This window comes from Cellvibrio japonicus Ueda107, assembly GCF_000019225.1.
Classification (GTDB): domain Bacteria; phylum Pseudomonadota; class Gammaproteobacteria; order Pseudomonadales; family Cellvibrionaceae; genus Cellvibrio; species Cellvibrio japonicus.
Genome location: NC_010995.1, coordinates 1,908,232 through 1,933,089 on the forward strand (window position 1 = coordinate 1,908,232; position 24,858 = coordinate 1,933,089).

The 24,858-nt window shown below is 52.0% G+C and carries 24 protein-coding genes and 1 tRNA gene; 11 read left to right on the forward strand and 14 right to left on the reverse strand.

Annotation, left to right across the window (positions count from 1 at the left end; translation table 11 throughout):
- Positions 1–39: 39 nt before the first annotated feature.
- The 5 genes from CJA_RS08015 to CJA_RS08035 all read right to left on the reverse strand — a co-directional run bounded on the left by CJA_RS08015 (position 40) and on the right by CJA_RS08035 (position 7,367).
- Positions 40–2,400 (reverse strand): bifunctional serine/threonine-protein kinase/formylglycine-generating enzyme family protein, encoded by a 2,361-nt coding sequence (locus CJA_RS08015; RefSeq protein WP_012487269.1) that lies wholly within the window; start codon positions 2,398–2,400, stop codon positions 40–42.
- Positions 2,401–2,441: 41 nt separating this feature from the next.
- On the reverse strand, positions 2,442–3,308 hold the full coding sequence (locus CJA_RS08020; RefSeq protein WP_012487270.1) for a PP2C family protein-serine/threonine phosphatase: 867 nt from the start codon (positions 3,306–3,308) through the stop codon (positions 2,442–2,444).
- Between the two features lie 174 nt (positions 3,309–3,482).
- A complete protein-coding gene (locus tag CJA_RS08025; RefSeq protein WP_041551315.1) occupies positions 3,483–6,407 on the reverse strand; it encodes an insulinase family protein in 2,925 nt (974 codons plus the stop codon).
- A 16-nt stretch (positions 6,408–6,423) separates the two neighbouring features.
- The gene (locus tag CJA_RS08030; RefSeq protein ID WP_012487273.1) at positions 6,424–7,044 is read right to left on the reverse strand and encodes a tRNA-uridine aminocarboxypropyltransferase; all 621 of its coding nucleotides are present in this window, start codon (positions 7,042–7,044) and stop codon (positions 6,424–6,426) included.
- Entirely contained in the window at positions 7,041–7,367 is a 327-nt protein-coding gene (locus CJA_RS08035) for a GIY-YIG nuclease family protein (protein ID WP_012487274.1), read from the reverse strand. The genes CJA_RS08030 and CJA_RS08035 overlap by 4 nt, the downstream gene beginning before the upstream one ends.
- A 128-nt stretch (positions 7,368–7,495) precedes the next feature.
- Between CJA_RS08035 and CJA_RS08040 the strand changes: the two genes are divergently transcribed.
- Positions 7,496–8,341 (forward strand): methyltransferase domain-containing protein, encoded by an 846-nt coding sequence (locus tag CJA_RS08040; protein ID WP_012487275.1) that lies wholly within the window; start codon positions 7,496–7,498, stop codon positions 8,339–8,341.
- 118 nt (positions 8,342–8,459) lie between these two features.
- Here the strand turns inward: CJA_RS08040 and CJA_RS08045 are convergent, their stop codons facing one another.
- Positions 8,460–8,960 carry a J domain-containing protein gene (locus CJA_RS08045; RefSeq protein WP_012487276.1) on the reverse strand — a complete coding sequence of 167 codons (501 nt, stop codon included), beginning with the start codon at positions 8,958–8,960 and terminating at the stop codon, positions 8,460–8,462.
- 143 nt (positions 8,961–9,103) lie between these two features.
- On the opposite strand from CJA_RS08045, the gene CJA_RS08050 reads away from it, so the two are divergent.
- The 8 genes from CJA_RS08050 to yajC all read left to right on the forward strand — a co-directional run bounded on the left by CJA_RS08050 (position 9,104) and on the right by yajC (position 16,014).
- Positions 9,104–10,759, forward strand: a complete 1,656-nt coding sequence (locus CJA_RS08050) for a putative lipoprotein (RefSeq protein WP_012487277.1) — start codon at positions 9,104–9,106, stop codon at positions 10,757–10,759.
- Positions 10,760–10,822: 63 nt separating this feature from the next.
- Positions 10,823–11,377, forward strand: a complete 555-nt coding sequence (locus tag CJA_RS08055) for a hypothetical protein (RefSeq protein ID WP_238526848.1) — start codon at positions 10,823–10,825, stop codon at positions 11,375–11,377.
- 169 nt (positions 11,378–11,546) lie between these two features.
- A complete protein-coding gene (locus CJA_RS08065) occupies positions 11,547–12,638 on the forward strand; it encodes an agmatine deiminase family protein (protein WP_012487279.1) in 1,092 nt (363 codons plus the stop codon).
- Positions 12,625–13,521, forward strand: a complete 897-nt coding sequence (locus CJA_RS08070) for a carbon-nitrogen hydrolase (protein WP_012487280.1) — start codon at positions 12,625–12,627, stop codon at positions 13,519–13,521. Before CJA_RS08065 ends, CJA_RS08070 begins: the two co-directional genes overlap by 14 nt.
- A 209-nt stretch (positions 13,522–13,730) precedes the next feature.
- Positions 13,731–14,372, forward strand: a complete 642-nt coding sequence (locus CJA_RS08075; RefSeq protein WP_049765426.1) for a GGDEF domain-containing protein — start codon at positions 13,731–13,733, stop codon at positions 14,370–14,372.
- 65 nt (positions 14,373–14,437) lie between these two features.
- Complete coding sequence (gene bcp, locus CJA_RS08080; protein WP_012487282.1) at positions 14,438–14,911, forward strand: thioredoxin-dependent thiol peroxidase; 474 nt, start codon at positions 14,438–14,440, stop codon at positions 14,909–14,911.
- 218 nt (positions 14,912–15,129) lie between these two features.
- Positions 15,130–15,573: a helix-turn-helix domain-containing protein gene (locus tag CJA_RS08085; protein WP_012487283.1), complete on the forward strand. Its 444-nt coding sequence runs from the start codon at positions 15,130–15,132 to the stop codon at positions 15,571–15,573.
- A 99-nt stretch (positions 15,574–15,672) separates the two neighbouring features.
- A complete protein-coding gene (gene yajC / locus CJA_RS08090; RefSeq protein ID WP_012487284.1) occupies positions 15,673–16,014 on the forward strand; it encodes a preprotein translocase subunit YajC in 342 nt (113 codons plus the stop codon).
- 71 nt (positions 16,015–16,085) lie between these two features.
- Here the strand turns inward: yajC and CJA_RS08095 are convergent, their stop codons facing one another.
- The 7 genes from CJA_RS08095 to rne form a co-directional block, all read right to left on the reverse strand.
- Positions 16,086–16,418, reverse strand: a complete 333-nt coding sequence (locus CJA_RS08095; RefSeq protein ID WP_041551321.1) for a TusE/DsrC/DsvC family sulfur relay protein — start codon at positions 16,416–16,418, stop codon at positions 16,086–16,088.
- A 1-nt stretch (position 16,419) separates the two neighbouring features.
- Positions 16,420–16,728 carry a sulfurtransferase complex subunit TusB gene (tusB, locus tag CJA_RS08100; RefSeq protein ID WP_012487286.1) on the reverse strand — a complete coding sequence of 103 codons (309 nt, stop codon included), beginning with the start codon at positions 16,726–16,728 and terminating at the stop codon, positions 16,420–16,422.
- A 1-nt stretch (position 16,729) separates the two neighbouring features.
- Positions 16,730–17,095 (reverse strand): sulfurtransferase complex subunit TusC, encoded by a 366-nt coding sequence (tusC, locus tag CJA_RS08105; protein WP_012487287.1) that lies wholly within the window; start codon positions 17,093–17,095, stop codon positions 16,730–16,732.
- 9 nt (positions 17,096–17,104) lie between these two features.
- Positions 17,105–17,500 (reverse strand): sulfurtransferase complex subunit TusD, encoded by a 396-nt coding sequence (gene tusD, locus CJA_RS08110; protein WP_012487288.1) that lies wholly within the window; start codon positions 17,498–17,500, stop codon positions 17,105–17,107.
- A 67-nt stretch (positions 17,501–17,567) separates the two neighbouring features.
- Positions 17,568–18,251: a Bax inhibitor-1/YccA family protein gene (locus CJA_RS08115; protein ID WP_012487289.1), complete on the reverse strand. Its 684-nt coding sequence runs from the start codon at positions 18,249–18,251 to the stop codon at positions 17,568–17,570.
- Between the two features lie 213 nt (positions 18,252–18,464).
- Positions 18,465–18,554 (reverse strand) — tRNA-Ser (locus CJA_RS08120).
- Between the two features lie 168 nt (positions 18,555–18,722).
- Positions 18,723–21,566: a ribonuclease E gene (rne, locus tag CJA_RS08125; protein WP_012487290.1), complete on the reverse strand. Its 2,844-nt coding sequence runs from the start codon at positions 21,564–21,566 to the stop codon at positions 18,723–18,725.
- Positions 21,567–22,510: 944 nt separating this feature from the next.
- On the opposite strand from rne, the gene rluC reads away from it, so the two are divergent.
- Together rluC and CJA_RS08135 are read left to right on the forward strand one after the other, a co-directional pair.
- Positions 22,511–23,548 (forward strand): 23S rRNA pseudouridine(955/2504/2580) synthase RluC, encoded by a 1,038-nt coding sequence (gene rluC, locus CJA_RS08130; RefSeq protein ID WP_148208826.1) that lies wholly within the window; start codon positions 22,511–22,513, stop codon positions 23,546–23,548.
- Between the two features lie 20 nt (positions 23,549–23,568).
- On the forward strand, positions 23,569–24,216 hold the full coding sequence (locus CJA_RS08135; RefSeq protein WP_012487293.1) for an HAD family hydrolase: 648 nt from the start codon (positions 23,569–23,571) through the stop codon (positions 24,214–24,216).
- A 7-nt stretch (positions 24,217–24,223) separates the two neighbouring features.
- Here CJA_RS08135 and CJA_RS08140 read toward each other — a convergent pair whose 3' ends face one another.
- Positions 24,224–24,805: a Maf family protein gene (locus CJA_RS08140; RefSeq protein WP_012487294.1), complete on the reverse strand. Its 582-nt coding sequence runs from the start codon at positions 24,803–24,805 to the stop codon at positions 24,224–24,226.
- Positions 24,806–24,858: the final 53 nt, after the last annotated feature.

The following is a 24,858-nucleotide window of genomic DNA, read 5'->3' on the forward strand; positions in this document are numbered from 1 at the left end:
GCCAATACCCATGATGCCCGGGAAGGAGAGGGTGATAGCCTAGAGCTCCATCACCACGCGGAAACCGAGATGCTCACTAAACACACTGGGCGGGTAGTAGTCGCGGATGGCACTGCCCAGTTGCTGGATATTGTGCTTGGCTGAGCCGCCACGCACCACACGGGCCTGGCAGTTTTTTACCTCGTAAGCCTGGCCGTTTTTAGGCGCAAGGCTGTAGTTATCTGTATAGCAATCCTGAACCCACTCACTCACATTGCCGGCGGTATCGAATACACCGAAACCATTGGCCGGGTAGCTGCCAACCGGCGCTGTCTTGCTGCCAAACAACCCTGAAAACTTGCTGTTGCAGCCACGGCGGCAATTGGCGCGGCCGGCACCGTCGCGCTCGTCATCGCCCCACCAGTAGCGGGTCTGGCTGTTGGCGCGGGCAACATATTCCCATTCGGCCTCGGTCGGCAGGCGGTAGCGCTTGCCAGTGGTTTGGCTAAGCCAGGTGGTATAGGCGAGGGCGTCTTCGTAGGAGATATTGATGGCAGGGCGATTGCCGCGTCCCCACTTGTTATCGCCGGGCAGGGCGCGATTGGTTGCCTGGGCAAAGATATCGTAATCGTCAAAGGTAATTTCGTATTTGCTGATGGCAAAGGCGCGCAGGCTGATACGGCGTACCGGCATGGCAATAGTGTCGTTTTTATCGCCCATGTAAAAGCTGCCGGCGGGGATGCTGATCATTTCCGGTCCCTGGCTGCGAATGGCAGCGGTCAGGGTACTGGTTAATTCGGTGCCGGGTTTGATACTGGGTTTGAGGGTGATATTGGCTGTCAGGCTTTGGTCGTTAAGGTCGATCCAGTTGCGGTAGGTGTCATAACCGGGGTGGCTGACCTCGAGGTCGTAGCGACCCGCGGGCAGGAGCATGCCGGGTTGGTAGCGCTCCGGGATATTCATGATCCTGACCCGGGCATTGGCGGGAACCGGCAAGACCTCCAGCGCATAGGTAATGATTTTTTCTTCCTGGGCCTGATCTTCCAACGCCGGGGCTGTCTCGCTCGATACGGCTGCTGCATCAACTTGAGTTTCCGGCAGGGCATTTTCGACCGCGATGGATGAGGTTTCGCTAGCATCAGCAAGGCTTTCGCCAGTGGGTGGGATCACTGCTTCAACGGTGGTCGTCTCGGAAGCCACAGTGGTTGCCCCATTGGCAGACGAGACTGCTGTACGGGCCATGGATTCTATTGGGGCCGTTTCATCGTTTGAGGCGTTAAAGCCCCAGTAGACGCTGGCACCGGCAAGCGCGACTATACCTGCCGCCAACAGTAGTCCTGGCCCCAGGCGTGCAGTGCGCTCCAGACTGGCGTGTACACGGGTTTCCTGCTCATCGCGGGCCTGGCGGCTGTTCTCAAGTGCTTCCTGCTGTTCATTAAAAAAGATCTCAGTGACCTTGGTGGGTTGGCGTAAATAAAAGCCACGCCCCGGTTGCCAGCGCAGGCTGCATAAACGGTTCCAGCGCCAGCGCAAGGCATTGAGGGTGGCATTGAGCAGGGCGCTGGCCAGGGTAATCACACTCATGTCCACCGGATGGGTTGGCGCACTGAGGCTGACCTGGCCTGCGGACTTTTCCAATTCTTCAATGGCCGCAACCAGGTCGCGACCGCGCTGGAAACGCTGCTCCGGGTCTTTGGCGAGCAGTTTGTCGATCAGCTTCTGGTAGGCCAGGTATTGCAGAGGCAATTTGGGAATGGGGGCGCTTATATGCTTCAACGCGATGGTCACCGCTTCGTCTCCCTGGTAGGGAACACTGCCGGTTAGCATTTCGAAGAGGACGACACCAAGGCTGTACAAGTCCGAGCGGCCATCCACCGGCTTACCTTTGGTCTGCTCGGGGCTCATATAGTGGGGCGTGCCGACAACCGTCCCCACCTGGGTCATGCGCGAGCTGAGCGCCATGCTGCGCGCTACGCCAAAGTCGGATAACACGGCAGAGTTGTCGGCGCGGAAGAGGATGTTTTCCGGTTTGATGTCGCGATGGATGTAACCTTTCTCGTGGGCATGATCCAGGGCGCTGGCAATTTCACGGGTAATGCGCAGGGCATCCTCGCCGCTGATGCCCGTGGTCATCTTGTCGTGGACAGTGCCATTGGGCAGGTAGTCCATGGCGATGTAGTTGAGGTCTTCGTGGCGGCCAATATCGTAAATCGACACGATATTAGGATGGGATAACTGCCCGACGATATTGGCTTCACGCTGGAAGCGTTCGCTAAAGGCCGGATCGCTATTGAACTGGGGGTTCATCACCTTGAGTGCGACCACACGCCCCACACTGATCTGGATCGTGAGGTACACCGTGGACATCCCGCCCTGGTTGATCTTCCGAATGACTCTATATCCGGGTATTTGTAATGCCATCGTGTCAGGGGTTCTCGTACTTCATCCTTCTTCGCTCCGGCTCAAGGTGCCAATACGTAATAGAGCAAGCCCAGCAAAGCTGCCAGTGCGCTGCCAAAAATCCAGGCATCCAGGTGTCTCCTGCCGGTCAGGTAGGGCACCCAGGGCCAGAGGTGGTCAAGCCATGGTTTGCTATGCAGGGGGGATTCGATAATTTGCAAGGTAATGTTGTCGCGCCCGCCACTGGTCAGTGCTGCATGCAGTAACTGGTCGACAGCGGCATTGGGGGTGCCCGCTGTGCTCAGGATTTGTGCGATGGTCTTATCGCTCACTTCATCGGTCAGGCCATCGCTGCACAGGAGTATCCACTGGTTTTTTTGCCACTGGCCTTCAATGACATCCACTTTGACCTGGGGCAGTTCCTGCATCCCCAGGCATTGGGTGATGATGTTTTTTTCGGGGTGGTTGTCTGCCTCTTCGGGGCGAATAATGCCTTTTTCCACCAGCAACTGGACGTAGGAATGATCGGTGCTGATCTGCTCCAGATGCCCAGTTTCCTGGCCGGGGGTCCACAGGTAGGCGCGGCTGTCGCCGACCCAGGCAACCTGGTATTTGTTGTTGTTGGCCTTGAGGGCAACCAGGGTTGATCCCATGCCGGAAACACCAATACCCTGGGAGGCCGACTCCAGGATAGCGCGATGCGCTGCCTGTACCGCCTGGTCGATAGGGATGTCCGGGTTGTCGTGCAGGCGATGGGACAGGGTATCGCGCACGATAGCACTGGCGACTTCCCCCGCTTCATGGCCACCCATGCCATCTGCCACCAACCAGAGTCCGGACTCCGGTTGGCTTAGGAAGCAGTCCTCATTATTGTCACGCACCAACCCTGGGTGAGAGGCGGCGCTGTACTCTAAAGCAGGTGTGGCCATAGGTAAGCATCAATGCCAGATCGTTATAACGGCCAATACTAGTTGAACTTGTCGCTGAACTCCATGCGGTTATTATCAGTGCGCTCCTGTGCTTGATGTCCTGGCCGGCCTGTCTCCGGTAGCAAGGTCACATCAACCCGGTTGCCGATGGCAGACCGGGTGATGGAACAGGTATCAGAGAGTTTTGATCTCCAGTCCGAGTCCCTGTACCAGTTCCCGGTTGCCGGCGTGGGTCACTACCGCCAGGCTCGCCTTTTCAGGTTGCAGATAGGTGGCTGCTACACGTTTGAGATCAGCGAGGGTTACAGCAACGATACGGTTGCGGAATTGCTCGCGCAGTTCACGGGTACGGCCAAACAGCTCAGCCTGGTAAGTGGATTTGGCTTCGCCCGCCGGTGAGCCGGGTTTATCGATACTGCCGATAACGCCCAGGATGGCTTCTTCCAGGGATTGGGGCTGTAATTCACTGGTAGCAAGCCATTCCAACGCTGCGTCGAAATCGTTTAGCGTTTCCTCCAGGCGTGGATCGCGGTAGGAGTAAAAGCGGAACGAGGCGCTGTTGGAATCCTGGCTGGCGCCACCGCCATAGGCACCGCCCTGTTCGCGGATAGCGCGGTGTAAAAAACCGTTGCGCAAAAAGCCGCCCAACACCGTGAGGGGAGCAGCATCCGGGTGGTCGAGTGGTACAGTGGGATAGGCCTTGGCGCAGAAGTTGACCTGGGTATTGGTAATCCAGGCCTCGCGTACCCGGGCGCTGACCGGCGCCAGGCTGAAGGCGGCAAAGCCCGGCGTGACCGGCTCTCCCGGCCAGCGGGCAGCCAACTGGTCGCGGTAGCTGTCCAATTGCTCCTGCTCACCCACAATCAGGAATTGCCGTGGTGCGGTGAGTACCAATTGATGAATGGCAGCCAGCTGTTGGGCAAAGTTGGCCAGTTCGGCATCGTCTGCCAGGCGGTTATCCAGGGCTTTGACGGCGGCTATGCCCGCTAAACCACCCAATTCATGCGCTACCTTGGCGGCAGGGCTCATACCGGCGCAGGCAGCCGTCATCGCCAGGCTGTGGCCGTGGCCGGTAACGCTCTGCTCGCGGCGCGCGCGGTTTTGTGCAATCAACTCGCGGATGCGCTCCAACTCGTCAAAACGCACCTGTTGCAGGCTGGCCTGCATTAAATCATTCATGGCGCCATTGTTGCGGGCGAGTGCCTTGGCTGACAGGGTGATATAGGCATCCACCCGCTGCACATCGTTACCGGCGCCGCGAATGCTGCTGAAGGCGCTGATACTGCCCACCACCTCAGCCTGCCAGCGCTGGGTAGCCAGGTAGTCTTTATCGCCCACACCCAGCTCGGTCAGGCAGATGCAGTAGTAGGGCAGGAGTTGCAGTTGCTGCTGGCTGAGCGCAGGCATCTTGGCGGTGATTTGCTGATACACCAGGCCATTGGTACCGGCGCTGTAGCGGCGCAGCGGGTAGCCGTTAAGTTGCTCCTGGCTGCCGGGGGTATAGTGCAGGTGGGGTGGAATATCTTCTATGCCTACCTTGGGCAGTATGGATTCGTCATCCACCTGTAATTGGCGCGCTTGCAGGGCTTGGGTGCGTTCGATAATGGCCTGCTGTTGCTCCTCGCTCAGCGATGATTTTAACGCTGCCAGGCGCGCCGCTTCGGCGGCCTGGGCGCGGGCGCTCATGTGGGGGTCGGGGCGCAGGGTTAAACGCACGCGGTGAGGGTTATCCAGCAGCCAGGTGCGCAGGGCTTTCTGGATAAACTGTGGATCGGCAATTTTTCTTCGCAGCTCACTCAGGGCGCGATCCAGGTCTAACTGGGCTACCGGGTCGCCGCGATGGGTGGCAGCGGTCAGGGCGTGGAGAATCAACTGCAAGCCATAGGGGTAGCCATCGCCGCCCACTTCGCGCTGGGACAGTTCCAACTGGTGCAGCGAGGCCTCGATCTGCTCTTGTGCCACCCCGTCCTGTGCCACTTTTTCCAGGGTTTCCACAATCAGCGCTTCCACCTTGGCCACATCCTCCAGGCGCGTACCTTCCAGGCCGCACACAAAAGCCATTTCGCGCGAGGAGTCATCCAGTCCGCACAGGGGCGAGGGCGCCTGGCCCAGGTCACTGGTTTCCAGTGCCTGTTGCAGCGGTGAGGCGCTGTTGTCGAGCAGGATGTTGGAGAGCAACTGGGCTTCCAGGGCCTCGTCCAGGTTGGTGGTTTTGCCCAGCAGCCAGGCCAGTACCACATGGGTTTTGTTGCCCAGGTCTTCGCTGTCTTCGAGTGGATAGGCTTCTTCCACCGCAATAGGTGCGTAATAGCGTTTCTCGTCGGGCACGCTAATGACTTCATCCAGCGACTCGAAATGGCGCAAGGCCTGGTCTTCAAACCTGGCTTGCAGTTCCGCTGCCGGAATATCGCCGTAGGTCATGAAGATGGCATTACTGGGGTGGTAGTGGGTGCGGTAGAACTCTTTTAATTGGGCGTAGGTTAAGTCGGGGATATGCTCCGGCTCGCCGCCCGAGTTGTAGTGGTAGGTGGTGCTGGGGTAGAGGTATTTACACAGGGTGTGCCACAGCTGCGAACCCACCGAACTCATGGCGCCCTTCATTTCGTTGAAGACTACGCCTTTGTACACCAGGTCTGATTGCGGGTTTTCCGCTTCGGCAAACTCGACTCGATGCCCCTCCTGGGCAAAGTCCAATTCGTCCAGGCGCGAGAAAAACACTGCGTCCAAATACACATCCAGCAGATTGTAAAAATCGTTGCGGTTTTGGCTGGCGAAGGGATACGCGGTCCAGTCAGAGCTGGTGAAGGCATTCATAAAGGTGTTAAGCGAGCGGCGCACCATCATAAAAAACGGGTCGCGCACCGGGTATTTTTGGCTGCCGCACAATGCCGTGTGCTCAAGGATATGGGCTACACCGGTAGAGTCGTGGGGAACGGTGCGCAGCGCTACCAGGAAAACATTTTCGTTGTTGTCGGCAGCGAGGTGAATATGCTGTGCGCCAGTGGCCTTGTGCCGGTATTCCTCGACCCTGAGCTTGAGGGAATCCAGAGTGTGTGTGCGGATAAATTCAAACGCGGGATGGGTTACAGCTTGGGTCATAGGGCCTCGATTTGCGTTATGGGGGCGAGTAGGCAGGGTTATAACTCGCCAATTGATCAACAAAACAGCGAAAGGCAGCGATGAGCTGTTGATAGTGGCTGCCAGGTTCCAATTGTTCGAGAGCGTAACAACTTGCCTCCAGGGTTGAAAGCTGATTTTCGCTATCTGCCTTGCGAATTTTGTAAATCCCTGGGGGCGGATTGTGCAGGCTGAATCTGGGTAAGGCTTGCAACACCGGATTCAGGTACAGCATTTTGCGACTCTTGCGCCAGGTGGCGTCCAGCAGGACCAGGCGCAGTTGTTCTGCGGGTATGGTTGTTAAATCCGGCAGCGGCGATGGGCTTTGTAAGCCAAGGGATTTTTCATCGGGTGTTGGGGGATAGAGCAGGAGTGGTTGTTTACCGGCAGCAAAAAGTTGTGCGTGTAAATACGTTTGGTCAAAAACCTCACCAGTGATTTTTTGGTTGTTTTTTAGGCTTGCTAACAATAGCCCGGCGGTGTTTTTGGCATTGTTGGCTTCTTCCGGGTGTTGCACAATGCACAGCTCAACACGATTATTCAGTTCGACAGCCAATGCGCAGATACAGGTGCGCATTGGCCGTAAACACTGGACGCAGAAAGGGCGTTTCCCGGTCACAATTGCTCCAGTTGTATACGGGTGATGAAGGGGATTTCCAAGGCATGGTCGGCCATGAATTGCTGTGTCCGGGAAAATTGTTGCAGCAGCAGTTGCACCTTGGCGCGTCGTGTCAGTTGCTTTAACTGCGCTTCGCGTTTGCTGGCACTGGAGCGATCTGCTGCTGCCTCCAACAGGCATAGCGCCATGGGCGCACGACCGCGAAAATATTTAGCGCCGGTTTTCCCTGACCTATGTTCATGCCAGCGTCGCGCCATATTGGTGGTAATGCCGCTATAGAGCTGCGAGTCTGTGGCGAGGATCATGTAGACAAACCAGGGCATAGCAAACCCATTCGAGTGAAAGTTGGCAGCATAGCAAATACAGCTTGATGTGGCTTGGTAGTTAATGGTGTTGAGTGTGAGCCGGCAGCCGGCGGAGAGATCATCGTAACTTCATGTAGGAAAACAGAGTGGCCAAGCAACCCGATAACCAGGATCGCAATTTTGATGACCTGGCCAAGCGTTTCAGGAAAAATATCTATGGCGGATTAAAAGGTGATGTTCGCCTCGCCGTACTGGAGCGCGATTGTCTGGCATGTTTGCCAATAGCACCGTTTCAACAGCCAGGGAATCGCTGGCGTATTCTGGATGCCGGGGGTGGGCAGGGGCAATTTTCCCTGCAATTGGCCGCGGCAGGCCATGAGGTTGTGCTGTGTGATATCTCGGCTGAGATGCTCAAACTTGCCGAAGCACACATAACCCATTGCCAATTGCAGGATAGGGTCACCCTGGTTCATGCCGCCATTCAGGATTTGCCCAGGGTTATTGACGATCACCGTTTTGACTTTGTGATCTGTCATGCGGTGATGGAGTGGATGCAAGACCCGCAGAGCCTGCTACCTTGCCTGCTCAATTACCTTAAACCTGAGGGGTATCTATCCCTGACGTTCTACAACTTGCACTCGCTGATTTATAAAAACCTGTTGCGCACCAATTTCAAGAAAATACGCAGTCGGGATTATGCCGGGCAAAAAGGTAGCCTGACACCTATTAATCCATTAATGCCAGAGCAAGTGCTGCAATGGGTTGGCGAATTACCGCTGCAACTGCTCAGCCACAGCGGTATCCGTGTATTTCACGATTATATTTTCGATGAGGAAAAACGCGAGCGCGACCCGGCAGGTTTAGTAGAAATGGAATTGTTATTTTCACAGCAGGAACCTTATCGCTCTCTGGGGCGCTATCAGCATCTGCTGTTACAGCATAAACACCTGGAAACCTCTGAAAAATTACCTGCGTTGCCATCGCGGCGTTAAACACAGGCTCACAATACTTATTTATTCTGTATCAACCCCGCTTTTGAGCTTCGCTGCCCTTACGAGTGCCGGCTTTTGCCTTGCGCTGGCTGACTCGCCAACATTTTTCGGCAGTTCCCTAGGGCTGTTGGTATTTTTGAATTTCCGCGATTAACAGATCGCGAGCCTGGTTGATTTTGGCGGCCAGATAATCATTGCCGCCGCGATCCGGGTGCAGTTTCTGAATCAGGCGTCGATGGGCGTCGTTGACCATCTCTTCGTTGATCTCCCCCTTACGGATATCACCTTTTAACCCGAGGACTTCCAGCGCTTCATCAATTGCCAGTTTACTGGCGGGCTTGGGTGATTCCGCTTTTTGTTGCCTGTGTTTCATCCACAGGGGCAGGGCCTGCATCACTAAGCCAAAGGCACTGCGCGCGAAAGGTAAGAGTGCGCCCAAGGCAGCGCCGACCCAATGCATACGCCCGGTAATCACCAGCAATACCAGTACCCCAAGGAAAACACCTGTGCCCACGCGCCACAGCATTTTGCGTTTTTGGTCGGGTGGCAATTGTTTATAGCGGGCATAGCCGATAACCCCCAGGGTGATCACTACGGCCAAGATAAGTATTTTCAGCATAAAAGCTCCTGTCGTTACGGGGCACTATTATAAGCATGCTCCGTGAATAAACTGTTTCTGAATCGCCAAATGGGGGACTTTGCTTTAGGCTATCACGCATTCGGTGGAGGCCGGGCTCCTGATCATTTCCGTGGTAAAGCTTTATGTCAATGCGTTTGATGGCGATTTTCCTGTCACTGGTTGTGGTGGCATGTGGGGGCTCCGGTGGCGCCTCATCTGGTTCATCCTCACAGGCTTCTTCAACCGGCTCCCAGTCCAGTAGCTCCGTGTCAGGGCCACTAACACTGGAAGGGCGTGTGACGTTCGACCATGTTCCCTTCACCAAACCACTGCCGACCGGCCTGGATTATGCGGCTACCGAGATTCGACCGGGCAGGGGATTAGTTGTGGAGTTATTGAATAGCAATAACCAGGTGATTGCATCGACATTAACGGATATGGAGGGATATTACCTATTTCAGGTTCCAGCTCGCCAAAGCCTGCGTGTGCGTGTCAAAGCGCAATTACAATCCTCCGGTAATCCCTCCTGGGATATCTCCGTGCGTGATAACACCAGCAGTAATGCGCTGTATGTATTGGATGGCGGCCTGGCCAGTACAGGGACAACGGATTCCACCCGCAACCTTCATGCTGCATCAGGCTGGACGGACAGTGCCTACGGCAATACCCGTGCCGCTGCCCCTTTTGCCATTCTTGATGCTGTGTATACCGGTGTACAACGCTTTATCGAGGTGGGGTTTGATGGGGATTTTGCTCCGTTAAACCTTTATTGGAGTGTTAAAAATCTGCCGGTTGAGGGGGATCTAACCCTGGGAGAAATAGGTACCAGTTTTTATGGTGGTCCGGATAAAACCGGTGTGTCGAGCATTTATATCCTCGGCGACGAAAATAATGATACCGATGAGTACGATACCCATGTCATCTTGCATGAGTGGGGGCATTATATAGAGGCAACCCTGTCGCGCACAGACACCCTGGGAGGCGACCATCCTGAGGCGTCCGGTTTGGACATGCGTGTCGCCATGTCAGAAGGGTTTGCGACCGGGTTAGCCGCTATCTTGCTTGATAATCCCCGCTATGCCGATAGCTCAGGGGTAAGGCAGGGACAAAGTTATAATGTTGATGTGAGTCGCACGAATAATTCGCCTAAAGGCTGGTTTGCCGAAGCGTCAGTCTATTCGATTCTTTACAACTACTATGTGAGTGGCTCTTCCAAAATTGCGCGTGATTTTAGTGATATTGTTGCAGCGATTACCGCTCCGGAACTGATCGATAACGATGCGTTTATTTCTATCTATGTATTCACTAACCAGCTAAAAAAACAGGCACCGGCGCATAGCCCTTTACTCTCCCAATTACTGACGGGACAAAGCATTTTTGGAACGGGCGATTATGGTGATGGGGAAGTCAACGCCGGTGGTAATCTGAATAACGTGCCAGTTTATAAGCTGTTGTTAACAGATGGGTCCAGTGTGGAATTGTGCAGTACTAACGGGTATGGCACATACAATCGCCTGGGTAATGCCCAATATGCCCGATTTACTATTCATAACACGGGCAACTATCGTTTTAGCGCACAAAAATCTGCGCAAACAATGGGGGTGACTGACCCCGATTTTTATATTTATCACCAGGGAGTGTTACTCGCTGTGGCTGAGTCTGCTGTGCCTAACCGTGAAAGCCTGGCGGTTTCCCTCTCGCCGGGTAACTACGTGATGGAACTTGTTGAGGCTGAAAATCTCTATGGTAACCAGGGCTTTGGCACGGCCTGTTTTAATCTTTCCCTGTTGCCTGACTAAGGAGGCACAATGCAAGGCCATCAACCGGGTTTCCAGCGAATATTTACGCTCTGTAACCTATGTATGCCAATGGTGTTGGCGGGGCTGATTACGGCTTGTGGTGCTCCCGCATCCTCAGAAAATGCAACGGCAGTATCTGCGACTACACCCACATCGATGGCGCCAGCGAAACCCTCCCCAGCGCATCCGGCGAAAACGGTACCCAAAACCAAGCCAGGCGCTATTGCCAGCCTGAAGGATGCAAGCCCGATCAGGTTAGAGCAGGGAATTGCCACTCCTGCGGAATTAGAGTTGCTAACCACAAAGTCCAAAGGCCATATGCGGGTTTTCCTGGAGGAAGAAGAGCCACTCCATCTTGTCGGTGAACAAAATGAGTGGAGTTTTGTGCTGGCACCGGGTGAGCAGTACCGGATTCCTGTAGGGCTCATGGCGGTGGAAGAGGGGCGTTTTTACCTGCGGTTACAGGTCGTCATTGAAAGCGATGAAGGCTTGCAGCGCCGTCAATTAATGCGTGTCGTCCAGGTGGGGGAACCCGCGAAAAGCCGTCAAAAACCTGTGTCGGATGCTGGTGACGGGGTCATTTCCCTGCCTGCCCAGGAAACTACCATCACTGAGTGAGGCCTATCTCTCCGGCGGCTTTTGACCAAAGCAAAGCCGCCGCATACTGCGCAAGACGGTTTATAATGGCGGCCCTTTATGGCCATCCTCTGCTTTGCTCATTGTGAGGGCTTGTGCTTGTCGTCCGTCTATTGCCCTGGGCCACCCCTGGTTTTTTATGAGGTAATCCATGTCTGACCCATATTCTTCTGTACCGTCCGCACAGCGTCTTCCTGCCGAGTGGGAACCCCAGGACGCCATATTGCTCACCTGGCCACACCAGGGGACCGACTGGAACTGGATTCTTGAAGAGGCCACCGAGCTGTATGAGGCGTTGGCCACTGTGATTGCCGATTATGCCGATGTTGTGATTGCTGTTCCCCAACCCCTTGTCGAAGACGTGCGTGAACGCCTGGCAGCCATGGACGCTCCTCTGGACTATATCCATATCTATCCCTGCGACAGCAATGATACCTGGGCGCGTGACCATGGGCCTATTACCGTCCAGACGACCAAGGGTTTCACATTGCTGGACTTCACCTTTAATGGTTGGGGCAACAAGTTCCCCCATGATCTGGATAACCAGATAACCCGCTGCCTGTATGAACAACAGGCATTTCCCTTGTCAGACCTGGTGCATCAGGATTGGGTTTTAGAGGGTGGTTCTATCGAGAGTGACGGCAGGGGGACACTGCTTACAACGGCTTCTTGCCTGCTCAACCAGAATCGCAATCCACAGTTGTCCAAAGCGGATATCGAAGCGCGCCTTAAAACGGCCTTTGGTGTACGCAAAATAAATTGGCTGCACCACGGCTACCTGGCCGGCGATGACACCGATAGCCATATAGATACGCTGGCACGCCTGTGTCCCGACAATGTCATTGTGTATACCGCCTGTGATGATGAACAGGATGAGCATTACGCTGAGTTGAAACAGATGGAGGCTGAATTGCGCGGGTTTAGCGACGCCGATGGCCAACCCTATCGCTTGTTGCCGCTTCCCTGGCCGGGGCCGGTAATGAATGAGGAGGGTGAGCGTTTACCTGCCACCTATGCCAACTTCCTGATTGTCAATGAAGCCGTGTTGGTACCTATTTATGAATTGCCAACGGATGAGGATGCACTGGAAGTCATCACCCAGGCCTTTCCCGGCTACGACATTCTTGGTATCCCCTGTTCTGTATTAATTGAACAGGGAGGCAGTTTGCACTGCATTACCATGCAATTGCCCGAGGGAAGTGTCGTGGAGAATATTCTGGAGTCTGTGTATGTCAGCGAATAGCTCAGGTGTCGTAAAGGTAGGCGTTATTCAGCAGGCCAATACGGCAGATACTGACGCGAATCTGGCAAAGTCGATTGCCCAAATTCGTGTGGCAGCGGCCCGTGGCGCAGCCTTGGTGGTATTGCAGGAACTGCATCGCGGCCTCTACTTCTGCCAGCAAGAAGATGTTGATCAGTTTGATCTGGCAGAGCCCATTCCGGGGCCCAGTACCCAGGTCTTGGGACAGTTGGCAAAAGAACTGAATATAGTGATAGTGGCATCGCTGTTTGAAAAGCGCGCTACTGGCCTGCATCACAATACGGCCGTTGTACTGGAGCGCGATGGCAGCATTGCCGGTAAGTATCGCAAGATGCATATCCCGGATGATCCGGGGTTCTACGAGAAGTTTTATTTCACTCCCGGAGATCTCGGTTTTCAACCCATAGAAACCTCCGTGGGCAAACTGGGCATCCTGGTGTGCTGGGATCAATGGTTTCCCGAGGCGGCTCGTTTGATGGCGATGGCGGGTGCTGAACTGCTGATTTATCCCACCGCTATTGGCTGGAACCCACAGGATGAGCAGGCTGAAAAAGACCGCCAGCGCGATGCCTGGACAACTGTTCAGCGGGCTCACGCCATCGCCAACGGGGTCCCGGTGGTTAGCGTTAACCGCGTCGGCCATGAGGCAGACCCGGCGGGAGGGGCAGGGTTGGATTTCTGGGGGAGTAGTTTTGTGGCAGGCCCCCAGGGGGAGTTTCTTTATCGCGCCAGTATTGACCAGGAAGAGACGCAGGTAGTCGATATTGACCTGGGTCGCAGTGAAGATGTACGCCGCATATGGCCCTATCTGCGTGATCGTCGTATAGACCACTATGGTGATCTGTTGAAGATTTATCGCGATTAGCCGTTCAATCCCGCAAAGCGGTGTCGATTAAGTGAATGATGGCGCATTTTTCACCAGCCATTGTCAGCTATGATGCCGCCCGTTAGACTGGCATTACCTTATAACGATATGTCAACGAGTGCTACCTCCTTATGCTCTCTGACGCTCCAGGCTATGGGCTAATTTTCGATCAGTGCGCTAATGGCGATCCCTGCCGCAATACACAGCTATTGGGTGAGTTGCAGCAGCAGGTGCGCGATCTACAGGCGCAGGTTCGCACCGATGCGCTAACCGGCCTTTATAACTACCGTTTCTTCTCCGATACCTTACTGCTGGAAATGGAGCGTACTCGCCGCAGCTTCCAGCCGTTGTCACTGGTGTTACTCGACCTGGATTATTTCAAGGCTTTCAACGACCGCTGGGGACACGATGCAGGTAATCAGGCTTTGGTCCATTTGGCAGGAGTTGTGAATCAGGGATTGCGCAAACTGGATTTTGCCTGTCGTTATGGCGGTGAAGAATTTGCCCTTATTCTCCCCAATACCGATCTGCGTCACGCCGTTTCTGTTGCCGAACGTGTGCGTGAGCTCCTTGTATCATCACCATTGATAATGCCGACGGGGGAAACGTGTGCGTTGACAGCGAGCTTTGGTGTTGATGAATTTGCTGGACAGTTGAACGAATCACCGGAGGAATTTACCCGGCGAGTTGATTATTGGTTATATCAAGCAAAACTGACGGGGCGCAATCGAGTCGCTTGTCCTGTAATAACAGAACCTAATAAGGAAAAAACAAAAGTGACTCAAGAAGAGAAAGAAACGCTGTTTGATCTGTTTCGTGATACAGAAAATAACAGTGATCTTTCTAAATAATCGTCACGTACCAACGGCTTGTTATATTAATGACATTTTTATTCTATTTTGATAAGGAGTTGTAAATGAGTTTTCCAACTATTGGCAAGGCGGCTCCCGCATTCAGTTTGAAGAACCAATTTGGCGAGACAGTTAGCCTCAGTCAATTTAAAGGTAAAAAACAGGTTGTTTTATACTTTTATCCGAAGGCCTCTACCCCTGGATGTACAACTCAGGCCTGTGGTATCCGCGATACACACACAGAGTTTGATGCATTGGATACTGTAGTGCTTGGTGTGAGCCCTGATAATCCGGCCAAGCTAAAGAAGTTTGATGAAAAATATCAATTAAATTTTTCTTTGCTTGCCGATGAAGATCATTCAATAGCGGAAGCCTACGGTGTGTGGGGGCTGAAAAAATTTATGGGTAGAGAATTTATGGGAATTCTCCGCACAACCTTCGTCATTGATAAACAAGGCAAGGTCAGACAGGTTATTGATAAAGTAAATACCAAGACACATGATCAGGATTTGTTGGATATTTTGCGGGCTGGCATGTAAACCAACGTTTTTAGAATAACCTAAACTAAAAAAAATATCTTTTGATGGAAACTTGTAACGTTTTCACTTTGCTAGTGTGTAAGTTCGTCTATAATCTGTCACAAGCTGAGCGTGGCTGTATTGACGAAAGGACAGCGTCCCCGGTTTTAGGCGGTCATCTTTATGACCATTTTATCCTTGTTAACTAAACATGCCCTTTTGGCAAAGGAGACGCCTCTATGATCCAATTGCAACGCATTTATCGCAATAGAGATAACGAATCTGAAAACTCTTTTGAGGGATCTGAAATCAGGTCTTACGAAGAGTACCTGGCGATGGCAGAAATCCCTCGTTATGAGGGGGTGTCAGCCAGAGTGATCGATGCTCTGAAGCAGCGTGTGGGTCGAGATGATCTATCTATTGATAAAATCGCAGAGGATATCAAGTTATCCAAGCGGACCCTGCAACGTCGGTTACAACAGCAGCAAGCTAACTTTGCGCAGCTGCGGGATATCCTGCGCTTTCACTATGCCATCAAGTATCTGATTGATGAACATATGAGCGTGGATACTGTATCCAAGGCTCTGGACTTTTCGGATAGAACCAGTTTTACCAACGCCTTCAAGCGCTGGACAGGTTTGTCTCCCAGTGTCTTCCGCAAGTTGTTCCGCGATTACGCTTAGAGTCAACTCTCGGCTATACCTTTAGACAAAGGAGCGCTAATTGCCTAGCTGTTGTAAAACAGGTAGAGTTAGCGCTCTTTATATGTAGAGGTTAGCTTTATGAGTTTCTTTATTTCATCCGCTATGGCTCAGACTCAAGCCGCCCCTCCTCAGGGTAGCCCTCTGGTTACGCTTCTGTTGTTTGGCGGAATGTTTCTGTTCATGTACTTGTTGATTATTCGCCCCCAGCGCAAACGTCAGAAAGAGCACCAAAATCTGGTCGCATCGCTTGCAAAGGGTGATGAAGTGCTTATGACCAGTGGTTTACTGGGAAAAATCGTCAAAGTTGATGAAAACTATGTGGTTCTTGAAACAGGTTCAAATATTGAGCTTAAGTTTCAAAAAGTGGCTGTTCATGCAGTTTTGCCGAAAGGTACGATTAAATCAGTTGATGCGGCATAACCCGTATCCATACTGGAAAATAGGGGGCTTAGGCCCCCTATTTTTTTATTTGTGGCTGGTGGTGGAGACAGTTAAAGACAATTAGTGGGGCGTGGTAGCCCTGCAATTTTACTGGCAATCTTGGCCGGACTGGGGGGGAAAAGCTGAAGTAGGTACAAGCTGCGTCCTTTTTCTTCTCCCAGGGTCTTGGCGGTGTGTTTCACCAGGGCCCGCATAGCTGGGGATAGTTCATAGGTGCGGTAAAAATCTCGCAGCAAATTAAGAATTTCCCAGTGTGCCTGAGTGAGTACAAGCTGCTCTTGTTCTGCCAGGGCTTCAGCCACTTGTGGTGTCCAGTCTGCCAAATTGAGTAAATAGCCATCGTCATCGGTAGGTATTTCGAGGTTGTTGACTACAAATGACATCTCAGTACCAGCTTTGAACACAGCGATAATCAAGGCTTAATTGGACAAATCCATCATAGTTCGTGACTTGAATAGCTTCGTGAATCCGGTCATGGAGCCCTCGCGCCTTCAGGTCGTTATCCAGGGCGTAGACTTTGACTCCTTTGTTCATAAGAGTTTGCAGGTCTTCCGCGCAAGGGGAATGTCTTATTGCCCCGAAAACACCATCTTCCAGCAATAAAATCCCATCCTGATCAGCACATACACTCAAGCAGGATGCCAGTGTTTGGTGGGCAAAAGGTGACTTATTGACAGTATGTAGTGTGCTCATATCAGAAACTCAAGAGTTGATCTTGCTCCTGTATCAGACGAGAAACATCCTGATTATTAAGCAATTGGAGGTTGTCCAGAATCAGATCATTTGTTGTTATTTTTCGTATCTCTAAAGACTCGTAGTGTACATAAATCTTTTCGATGCCGTATAGGGGCAGAGCGGAGAGGTTGGCGGCATGGTTTTTTTGGTGTATGTCCTCCGGGGATTGGGCTTTCAATAACTGAAATATGCCGTCGTCCATAAATAGCAAGCTGATGTCCTGATCGTAGGTTGCAGCAACCAAGGCAACGTCCAGAGCCTCTCTTGCTCGTGATGTGCCATAGGGGGCGTGGCGGCTGATGAGTAGTATTCTCTTACTGGGCATGGGTAGGCCTCAATTGCCAAACACGATCAATCTGTCCGAAAGGGCTATGGCTTCAACTAGCTGGCCGAGACCACTAAGGGAGAAGCCTTCGGCTAGATTGTGGTTATGTTTGCGATAACGTTTTGCTTCCTCTTCATTGAGCACGCCTCGGCGCAGTGCTGCGGCGATACATACTACTAGGTCAGTACCGTGGTTTTGCGCCAGGGTTTGCCACTGCGTTACCAGGTTGGGCTCACCCTGGGGGGGGGTGATAACGGAATCTGCATTGTGAACTCCATCCATATAAAAGAAGACTCGATAGAGTTCATGGCCTTGTGCCAGAACCGATTGAGCAAATTGCCAGGCGCTAAAACTGGTTTGATTAGTCTGCGGTGGGGCATAGACGGCAATTGAAAAGCGGGCCATGGAACTTCCTGATAGAAATAAATAAGGCTCCCGGAGGAGCCTTATTATAAGCTGTTTAACGAGCTATTTATTCATTGCTGGTAACACCTAAAAGGTTTAGCAGGCTGGTGAATATGTTGACAATAGACAGGTACAGGCTGGTTGTTGCCAAAATATAGTTGGTCTCGCCACCGTGAATAATCTCGCTGGTTTGATAGAGGATGATGGCTGACATCAACAGTATTACACCAGCAGAAAATGCCAGGGATAAGCCGGAAAATTGATATCCCAGCAAGCTGGCAATAATCAGGAATGCCATGATAACCAGCATGGCAATTATCCCCACGGCGATAAAGCCTCCCATGAAACTGAAATTTTTACGGGATGTCAGGGTGTAAGCGGAGAGGGTCAGGAATACCAGTGCTGTTCCCCCCAATGCCTGAGAGATAATTGCACTGCCGTTGGTAAAGGACAGGTAGTGATTAATTACTGGGCCCAGTCCCGCACCAATAAGGCCGGTGAAGGCGAATACAACTCCCAGCCCTGCGGAGGAGTTTGCAGTTTTGGGTAGGACAAACCATATCAATGCCATAGCAGCGAGGCTCATGATTAAGCCAAAACCGCGGCCTATGCCGAGGGCCATAGAAAGGCCTGCCATTAAAGCGCTGAATGCCAAGGTTAAGCCCAGCAGCATATAGGTATTGCGTAGTACTTTATTGACTTCAACCGGGCTAGAGGATTGAGCCGTTTGAATATGGGCAGGTTCGTACATAAAGGACTCCTTTGGCTGCGTAAAATTACCGTTAATGAAATTGAGGTGATAATACAAAGCTATGGAGTTAATTCCAAGCGTTTGTGTTGGCTAAATCAAGGGTGCCAAGTTATTTGATAGGGGCTTTCTTAAAAAGTTCGAGAGGGCGAGCGTCTTGGATAGGTGTGTAGATAAGAAAAAAGGCGCTGGTGTTAACCAGCGCCTTTTGACATATGGCGGAAGGGCAGGGATTTGAACCCTGGGTAGGCTTTCACCTACGCCGGTTTTCAAGACCGGTGCATTAAACCACTCTGCCACCCTTCCGGAGTGTGGGCGAATTATACAGAGGTTTTTGTTATGAGCAAGAGATTGAAATAAATTTTTGTTGCTAATGAGTGGATTATTAATGCGTTGATTTTCACGCGTATAAAAAAACCGCACTGTTTAGTGCGGTTTTCTTTAACGACATTGATACCCGATGAACAAGGGATCTTATGATGCTTGCTCTTCTGATTTTCGCTGTGCCAATCGCGGATCATTTAGTGGGCGGTTTAATGGCCGCGGATTGTGTTCAACGTTTGGGGGCAGGCTGGTGTCCAGAGCTTGCAGATGTTTTTGCTCGGGCGTCTCAGTCACAATAGTTATTTGCCCTATGGGTTTAGGTGAAAGCCGCGGATCATTAATAGCTCGTCCAGCGGTTGTCACGGGTTCAGGTTCGCTGGATGGCACAGCAGCGAGAATCAGGTCACTGTCACTGTGATCAGCTTGTGTATCTGCAACAACTGGTTCAGTAGCGCTAATGATTGATTCAGTGACAAAAGTATTTTCTGCCTCTGTTATCGCTTGCTCATCTTCTTTGTGAGCAGTTTCTTTGGCCGGTACTTCGGGCTCAGCAACATAGGCTTCGGTTTCGATCTGCTGTGTGGCACCGAAGTTATCGTAGGCCTCTACTTTCGCAGGGGATTCTGTTGCAGTTACGTGAGTTGTTTCTACTGCCCACTGACTGGTTGCCGCTTGTTGCTGCTCGTGTTCTGCGATAGCTGCAGAAATTTGACGGGCTAACTCGGCGGCTTCACTCAGTGGCTTGGGTGACTCAGCCGCTATAACCGCCGTACTTTCTTCGGTTGTTTCTGCAGTATTTTCTCCATTCACTGCATCGCGGCGGCCGCGGCGGCGTTGCTGTCCGCGCGATCTGCGGCCAGCGGGGCGGCGAGAGGGACGTTGTTCACCATTTTCATCCTGATCTTGTTCTGCAAGGATATCTTGCTCACTCGCGTCGTCGGCTAAATGCTGAACTTGGCGTAAGTTGTCCTTTTCTTCGCGAATATTGGGTTCTTCGCGTGAGGGACGTTCGTTGCGACGGTCTTCGCGGTTGGAACGATCCTCACGATTGGAACGTTCTTCACGGGGTGTCCGTTGACGACGATTACCTCTTTCTTCTGCACCTTGTTGGGGATCGCGCTGCTGGCGATTGTTGCGCTGTTCAGGTTCTTGCTCTTTGACTTTGTTGTCGTTGGCACGATGCTCCAGGTTGTCGCGTATTTCTCGATCTTCCTTGCGGTCGCGACGGCGGTTATCACGGCGGTTGCGCGATGAGTTGCGGCGATTGTCGCGCTTGTTGTCGCGTTTGGATTTTTTCTTGTCATCTTCATCGCGGGCAAACAAATTGCCAATGCCTTTCAGGATTCTGTCAAGCAACCCTGGTTTTTTGGCGGGCTCCGGTGCAGGTTGACTGGGGGCGGTGAGCTGTACCAGGGGTTTTGGCACATTACCTACCTTAACGGTGGCATCCTCTTCCTCTTCTTTATGTTCATCTACATGCGGGACAATTTTATAACTGGTTTCAAGGGTGCCTTCGTCATCATCGCGGAGGCGCTGTACCTCAAAGTGAGGGGTCATCAGCTCGGCACTGGGGACAATCACTACACGGGTATTGTTGCGTGCTTCAATACTGGAGATGGTTTTGCGTTTTTCGTTAAGCAGGTAAGTCGCTACAGATACAGGGCATATGGCGCGTATTTCTGCACTGCGGTCTTTCTGTGCCTCATCTTCAACCAGTCGCAAAATGGACAAGGCCAGTGAACGTGTACTGCGAATAGTACCTACACCTTCACAGCGAGGGCAGATCTTGGAATGGGTCTCCCCCAGCGATGGACGTAAGCGCTGGCGAGACATTTCTAGTAAGCCAAAGCGGGAGATCCTGCCAATTTGTACTCGTGCACGATCCATCATCAGTGCATCGCGCATGCGGTTTTCCACTTCACGTTGATTGCGCACGGGTTGCATGTCGATAAAATCGATAACTACCAGGCCGCCCATGTCGCGCAAGCGCAATTGGCGGGCTATTTCATCGGCTGCTTCGAGATTGGTTTGTAGCGCCGTTTCCTCAATATCGCCGCCCTTGGTGGCGCGCGAGGAGTTGATGTCTATGGCAACCAGGGCTTCAGTGACGTCAATGACGATTGATCCGCCAGATGGCAATTTGACTTCACGCTGGAAAGCCGTCTCAATCTGGGATTCAATCTGGTAGCGATTAAATAGGGGGATATCATCCTGGTACAGCTTTACTTTGCTGCGATAGTTGGGCATAACCTGCTGAATAAACCCTGCCGCCAGGTCGAAAGCCTCTTTATTGTCAACGATGACCTCACCAACATCCTGGCGCAGGTAGTCGCGGATAGCGCGAATAATTACATTGCTTTCCTGGAACAGGAATTCGGGAGCAGGGGAGCGTTTGGCTGCATTTTCAATGGATTCCCAGAGCTGCAGCAGATAATTCAGATCCCACTGCAGTTCTTCAGCGCTGCGACCAACACCCGCGGTGCGAATAATGACTCCCATGCCTTGAGGAACTTCAATCTCTCCCAGGGCATCTTTTAATTCGGCGCGATCTTCACCTTCGATACGGCGTGAAATACCACCAGCGCGTGGATTATTTGGCATAAGAACCAGGTAGCGGCCGGCCAGGCTGATAAAGGTTGTTAGCGCTGCACCTTTATTGCCTCGCTCTTCTTTATCAATTTGAACAATAACCTCAGTGCCTTCCTTCAGGACATCTTTGATCTTGATACGACCATCGTTATTGTCACCGGGGTTTCTGCTGAAATACTCGCGGGAAATTTCTTTGAGAGGGAGGAAACCATGGCGCTCTGCACCATAATCAACAAAAGCCGCCTCCAGGCTGGGTTCTACGCGGGTGATTTTGCCTTTGTAGATATTCGATTTTTTTTGTTCGCGACTGCGATTTTCGATATCCAAATCATACAGCCACTGACCATCGACCAGGGCTACACGCAACTCTTCCGGTTGAGTTGCATTAATGAGCATTCTTTTCATGTGTTACCTAAAGCAAGTACCAGGTTGTTTTATGCGCCTGGCACAGATGCAATCAGAGTTAACACAGCGTGTTTTGTGCAACCTCGTAGACTGGTGCGCTGCCGTATGGGCTCGAACCAGCGGTTGGTGGAAATATTGGGATTGTTCAGTATTTTCGCTGATCAGCGACTGCCAAACCCATCATAAATCATTTCCATTTTTCTCATTTTTCAGGCTCAGATAACTGGCCTGTCTATTTGTACGATGCGTATTTCAACGCTGCCAACCAATGGGCAACTGCTTTCGCTTGCTTTGCAATCCTTACAGGATTGCTTGCATCTTGCCACATAAAGCCTGGATAGCCACATGGGCTCGCTATATCAATCCTGGATTAACTGGATGTCTCCAGCAAACTGGTTGCTTGTTTGCCTGCCGGAGCCTACGTTGGTCTCTCTTGCTTAACGGATCTTATGGATAGCTGAAATCGATTCAGCGATAAGTCATAAGCAATAGCTACTTGCGGTAACCCGGTTGGTCAATTTTGTGGCCTTTGGCACTGAACAACCTTTGTTTTGATGGTCAGTAATTGGCCGTTTTACGATTTATACAAATAGAAGCAAGAGTTCTACAAAACAAAGCGCTGCGAACAATAACGATAATCTGTGTTGGCGCGTTTGCTATGGCAGATGACCGGTTAAATTGGACAGCTGCCTTTTCGTCAGTTTTCAAGGGGGTGAGTCAGGTCGATGATTACGTTACCAGCATTTGCGGTGCGTTTAGCGCCTGTTGGCCCCCTGCTGGCAGCGGTATTTCCTCGCGACACGCCTTATAAACTTGCGTTGTCCGGAAACCAGCCTGAAACAGCCGTTTGACTATAGCAGTTATCTATCACATCAGCAATCAAATAACCTTTGCCTATGAAGGACTTATTACTTAGGTCATGGGTTTGAGGTATGATGCGGTATATGAAAAATCCTCCTCCCACATCATCTCCTGAAGTTCCTGTCGCGTCATCAAGTAGCTCTCCATCCTCAGACACCCCCCGGGCAATAACTGTCAGGTTCTTGACGATTGATGCTGAGTTGGCTGGTCAGCGCCTGGATAATTTTTTGATGGCTCAGTTAAAAGGGGTCCCTAAGTCGCGCATATATAACCTGGTGCGCAAAGGCGAGGTGCGTGTTAACAAGGGGCGCTCCAGGCCTGACTACAAGCTCTGTGCAGGGGATTTGGTTAGGGTGCCGCCGGTTCGCACGGCGGAAGCTAGAGTTGCTGCACCAGCCAAGGCAGGTAATCAGCTTGTCGCTTTACTTGACCAGTCTGTTTTGTTTGAAAATGAAGGGCTTCTGGTCATTAATAAGCCCCCGGGCTTGGCGGTTCACGGCGGTAGTGGCGTTAACCTGGGATTAATCGAGACACTGAGGCAGATGCGCCCTGAGGCTCGTTATTTGGAGTTGGTCCATCGTTTGGATAGGGATACGTCCGGTTGCATCATGGTGGCTAAAAAGCGCAGCTACTTGCGCCACTTGCAGGCTGCCTTGCGCGATAAGGTGGAAGGGCAAATAGAAAAGGTTTATTGCGCCCTGGTGGTCGGTCATTGGCCGGCAAGGCTTCATCAGGTAAATGCGCCGCTACTGCGAACAGAGGTGGGGGCTGATGAGCGTTATGTCCGGGTTCATCCCGATGGCAAGCCGAGTTTGACATTATTTAACGTTATCCAGCGTTATCAGGGGTTTACCTTGGTTGAGGCGCGTCCGGTCACCGGTCGCACCCATCAGATTAGGGTTCATGCCCGGCATGCAGGCCACGGGCTGGTGGGGGATGAAAAGTATGGGGATGATGACATTAATCTTCATATGCGTAACCAAGGGATAAAGCGGTTATTTTTACATGCTTCTTCACTGGGTTTTTGTTTGCCTGGAGAGGCTCAAATGACATGGGTGGAGGCTCCCTTGCCGCAGGATTTGGCCCAACCGCTTTCCTGTCTGGAGTCACTGGGTGATTAATTGTTTTTGGAGAGTTTGTTTTGCTGTTTATTTTTGATTGGGACGGTACGCTGTGTGATTCCACGGCAACCATTACCCGTGCCATGCAAGCTGCTGCCCGGGATATGGGATGGGAGCCATTGGTGGATCATGAAATCCACGAAATCATTGGTTTGGGGTTGCCTGAGGCGCTGATGCGTCTTTATCCACAAGTTTCAACATTGGAACGCCAGCAGTTGAGGGATATGTATGCCCAGCGTTTTGTTGAGTTCGACCAGGCATGCCCGGCAGAGTTTTTTCCGCATGTTAGGGCAACTCTGGATAACCTTAGGCAGCAAGGCCACATTCTGGCCGTGGCTACGGGTAAGAGTCGGCGAGGGTTGGATCGTATCTTTGGTGTAATGGGATTGAGTGACTACTTTCACGCGACACGCTGTGCCGATGAGACGGCCTCTAAACCTAACCCTTTGATGCTGCAGCAGTTATTGCAGTTGTTTGAGGTTGATGCCAATGGTGCTGTGATGGTTGGAGACACAGAATATGATATGGCAATGGCACGATCTATTCAGATGCCGCGCATTGCCGTTAGTTATGGAGCCCATCACCCTAATCGCTTGAAAACATATAACCCGGAGCTTTGCCTGGACCAGTTCTCCCAATTACTGGAATGGCCAGCATTGAGAGGGTGAGTCATCTTTAGCCAAGAGGGTCTATTCCTTCTTTATATAGCATCCTGATCAGCGCAATAAGTGGTAGGCCGACCAGGGTGTTGGGGTCGTCCCCGGTCACTTTTTCAAAGAGGCTGATCCCCAGTCCCTCTGATTTAAAGCTTCCTGCGCAATCATAGGGTTGTTCCCGGTGCAGATAATGAGTGATTTGGATATCGCTGAGTGTGCGAAAATGCACCTCACAGGTCTCAACACTGGTGTGTCTGGTGTTATTTTCCGGGTTAAGCAGGCAGAGTCCTGTGAAAAAGGTGACGCTCTTCCCGCGAAATGAACAGAGTTGCTGGAAGGCCGCTTCAAAGTGCAGGGGTTTACCGAGAGTTTTTCCTTCAAAGCTGGCAACCTGGTCTGACCCGATAATGACGTGGTCTGGATAGTCCTGGACCAGGGCACTGGCTTTTGCGCACGCCAGGCGCTCGACTAATTGTGCTGGTGTTTCCCTTGGGGCAGGGGTTTCATCAATGGCGGGATTGGCTGTTTCGAATGGCAGTTCTAGCTTCTCAAGAAGCCGACGGCGATAGATAGAGCTGGAGGCAAGCAGGATTTTCTTCATGTGTAGCGATGTCTTTGCTGGTTAGGATACCCAATATGCAGGGGGATTTTTCT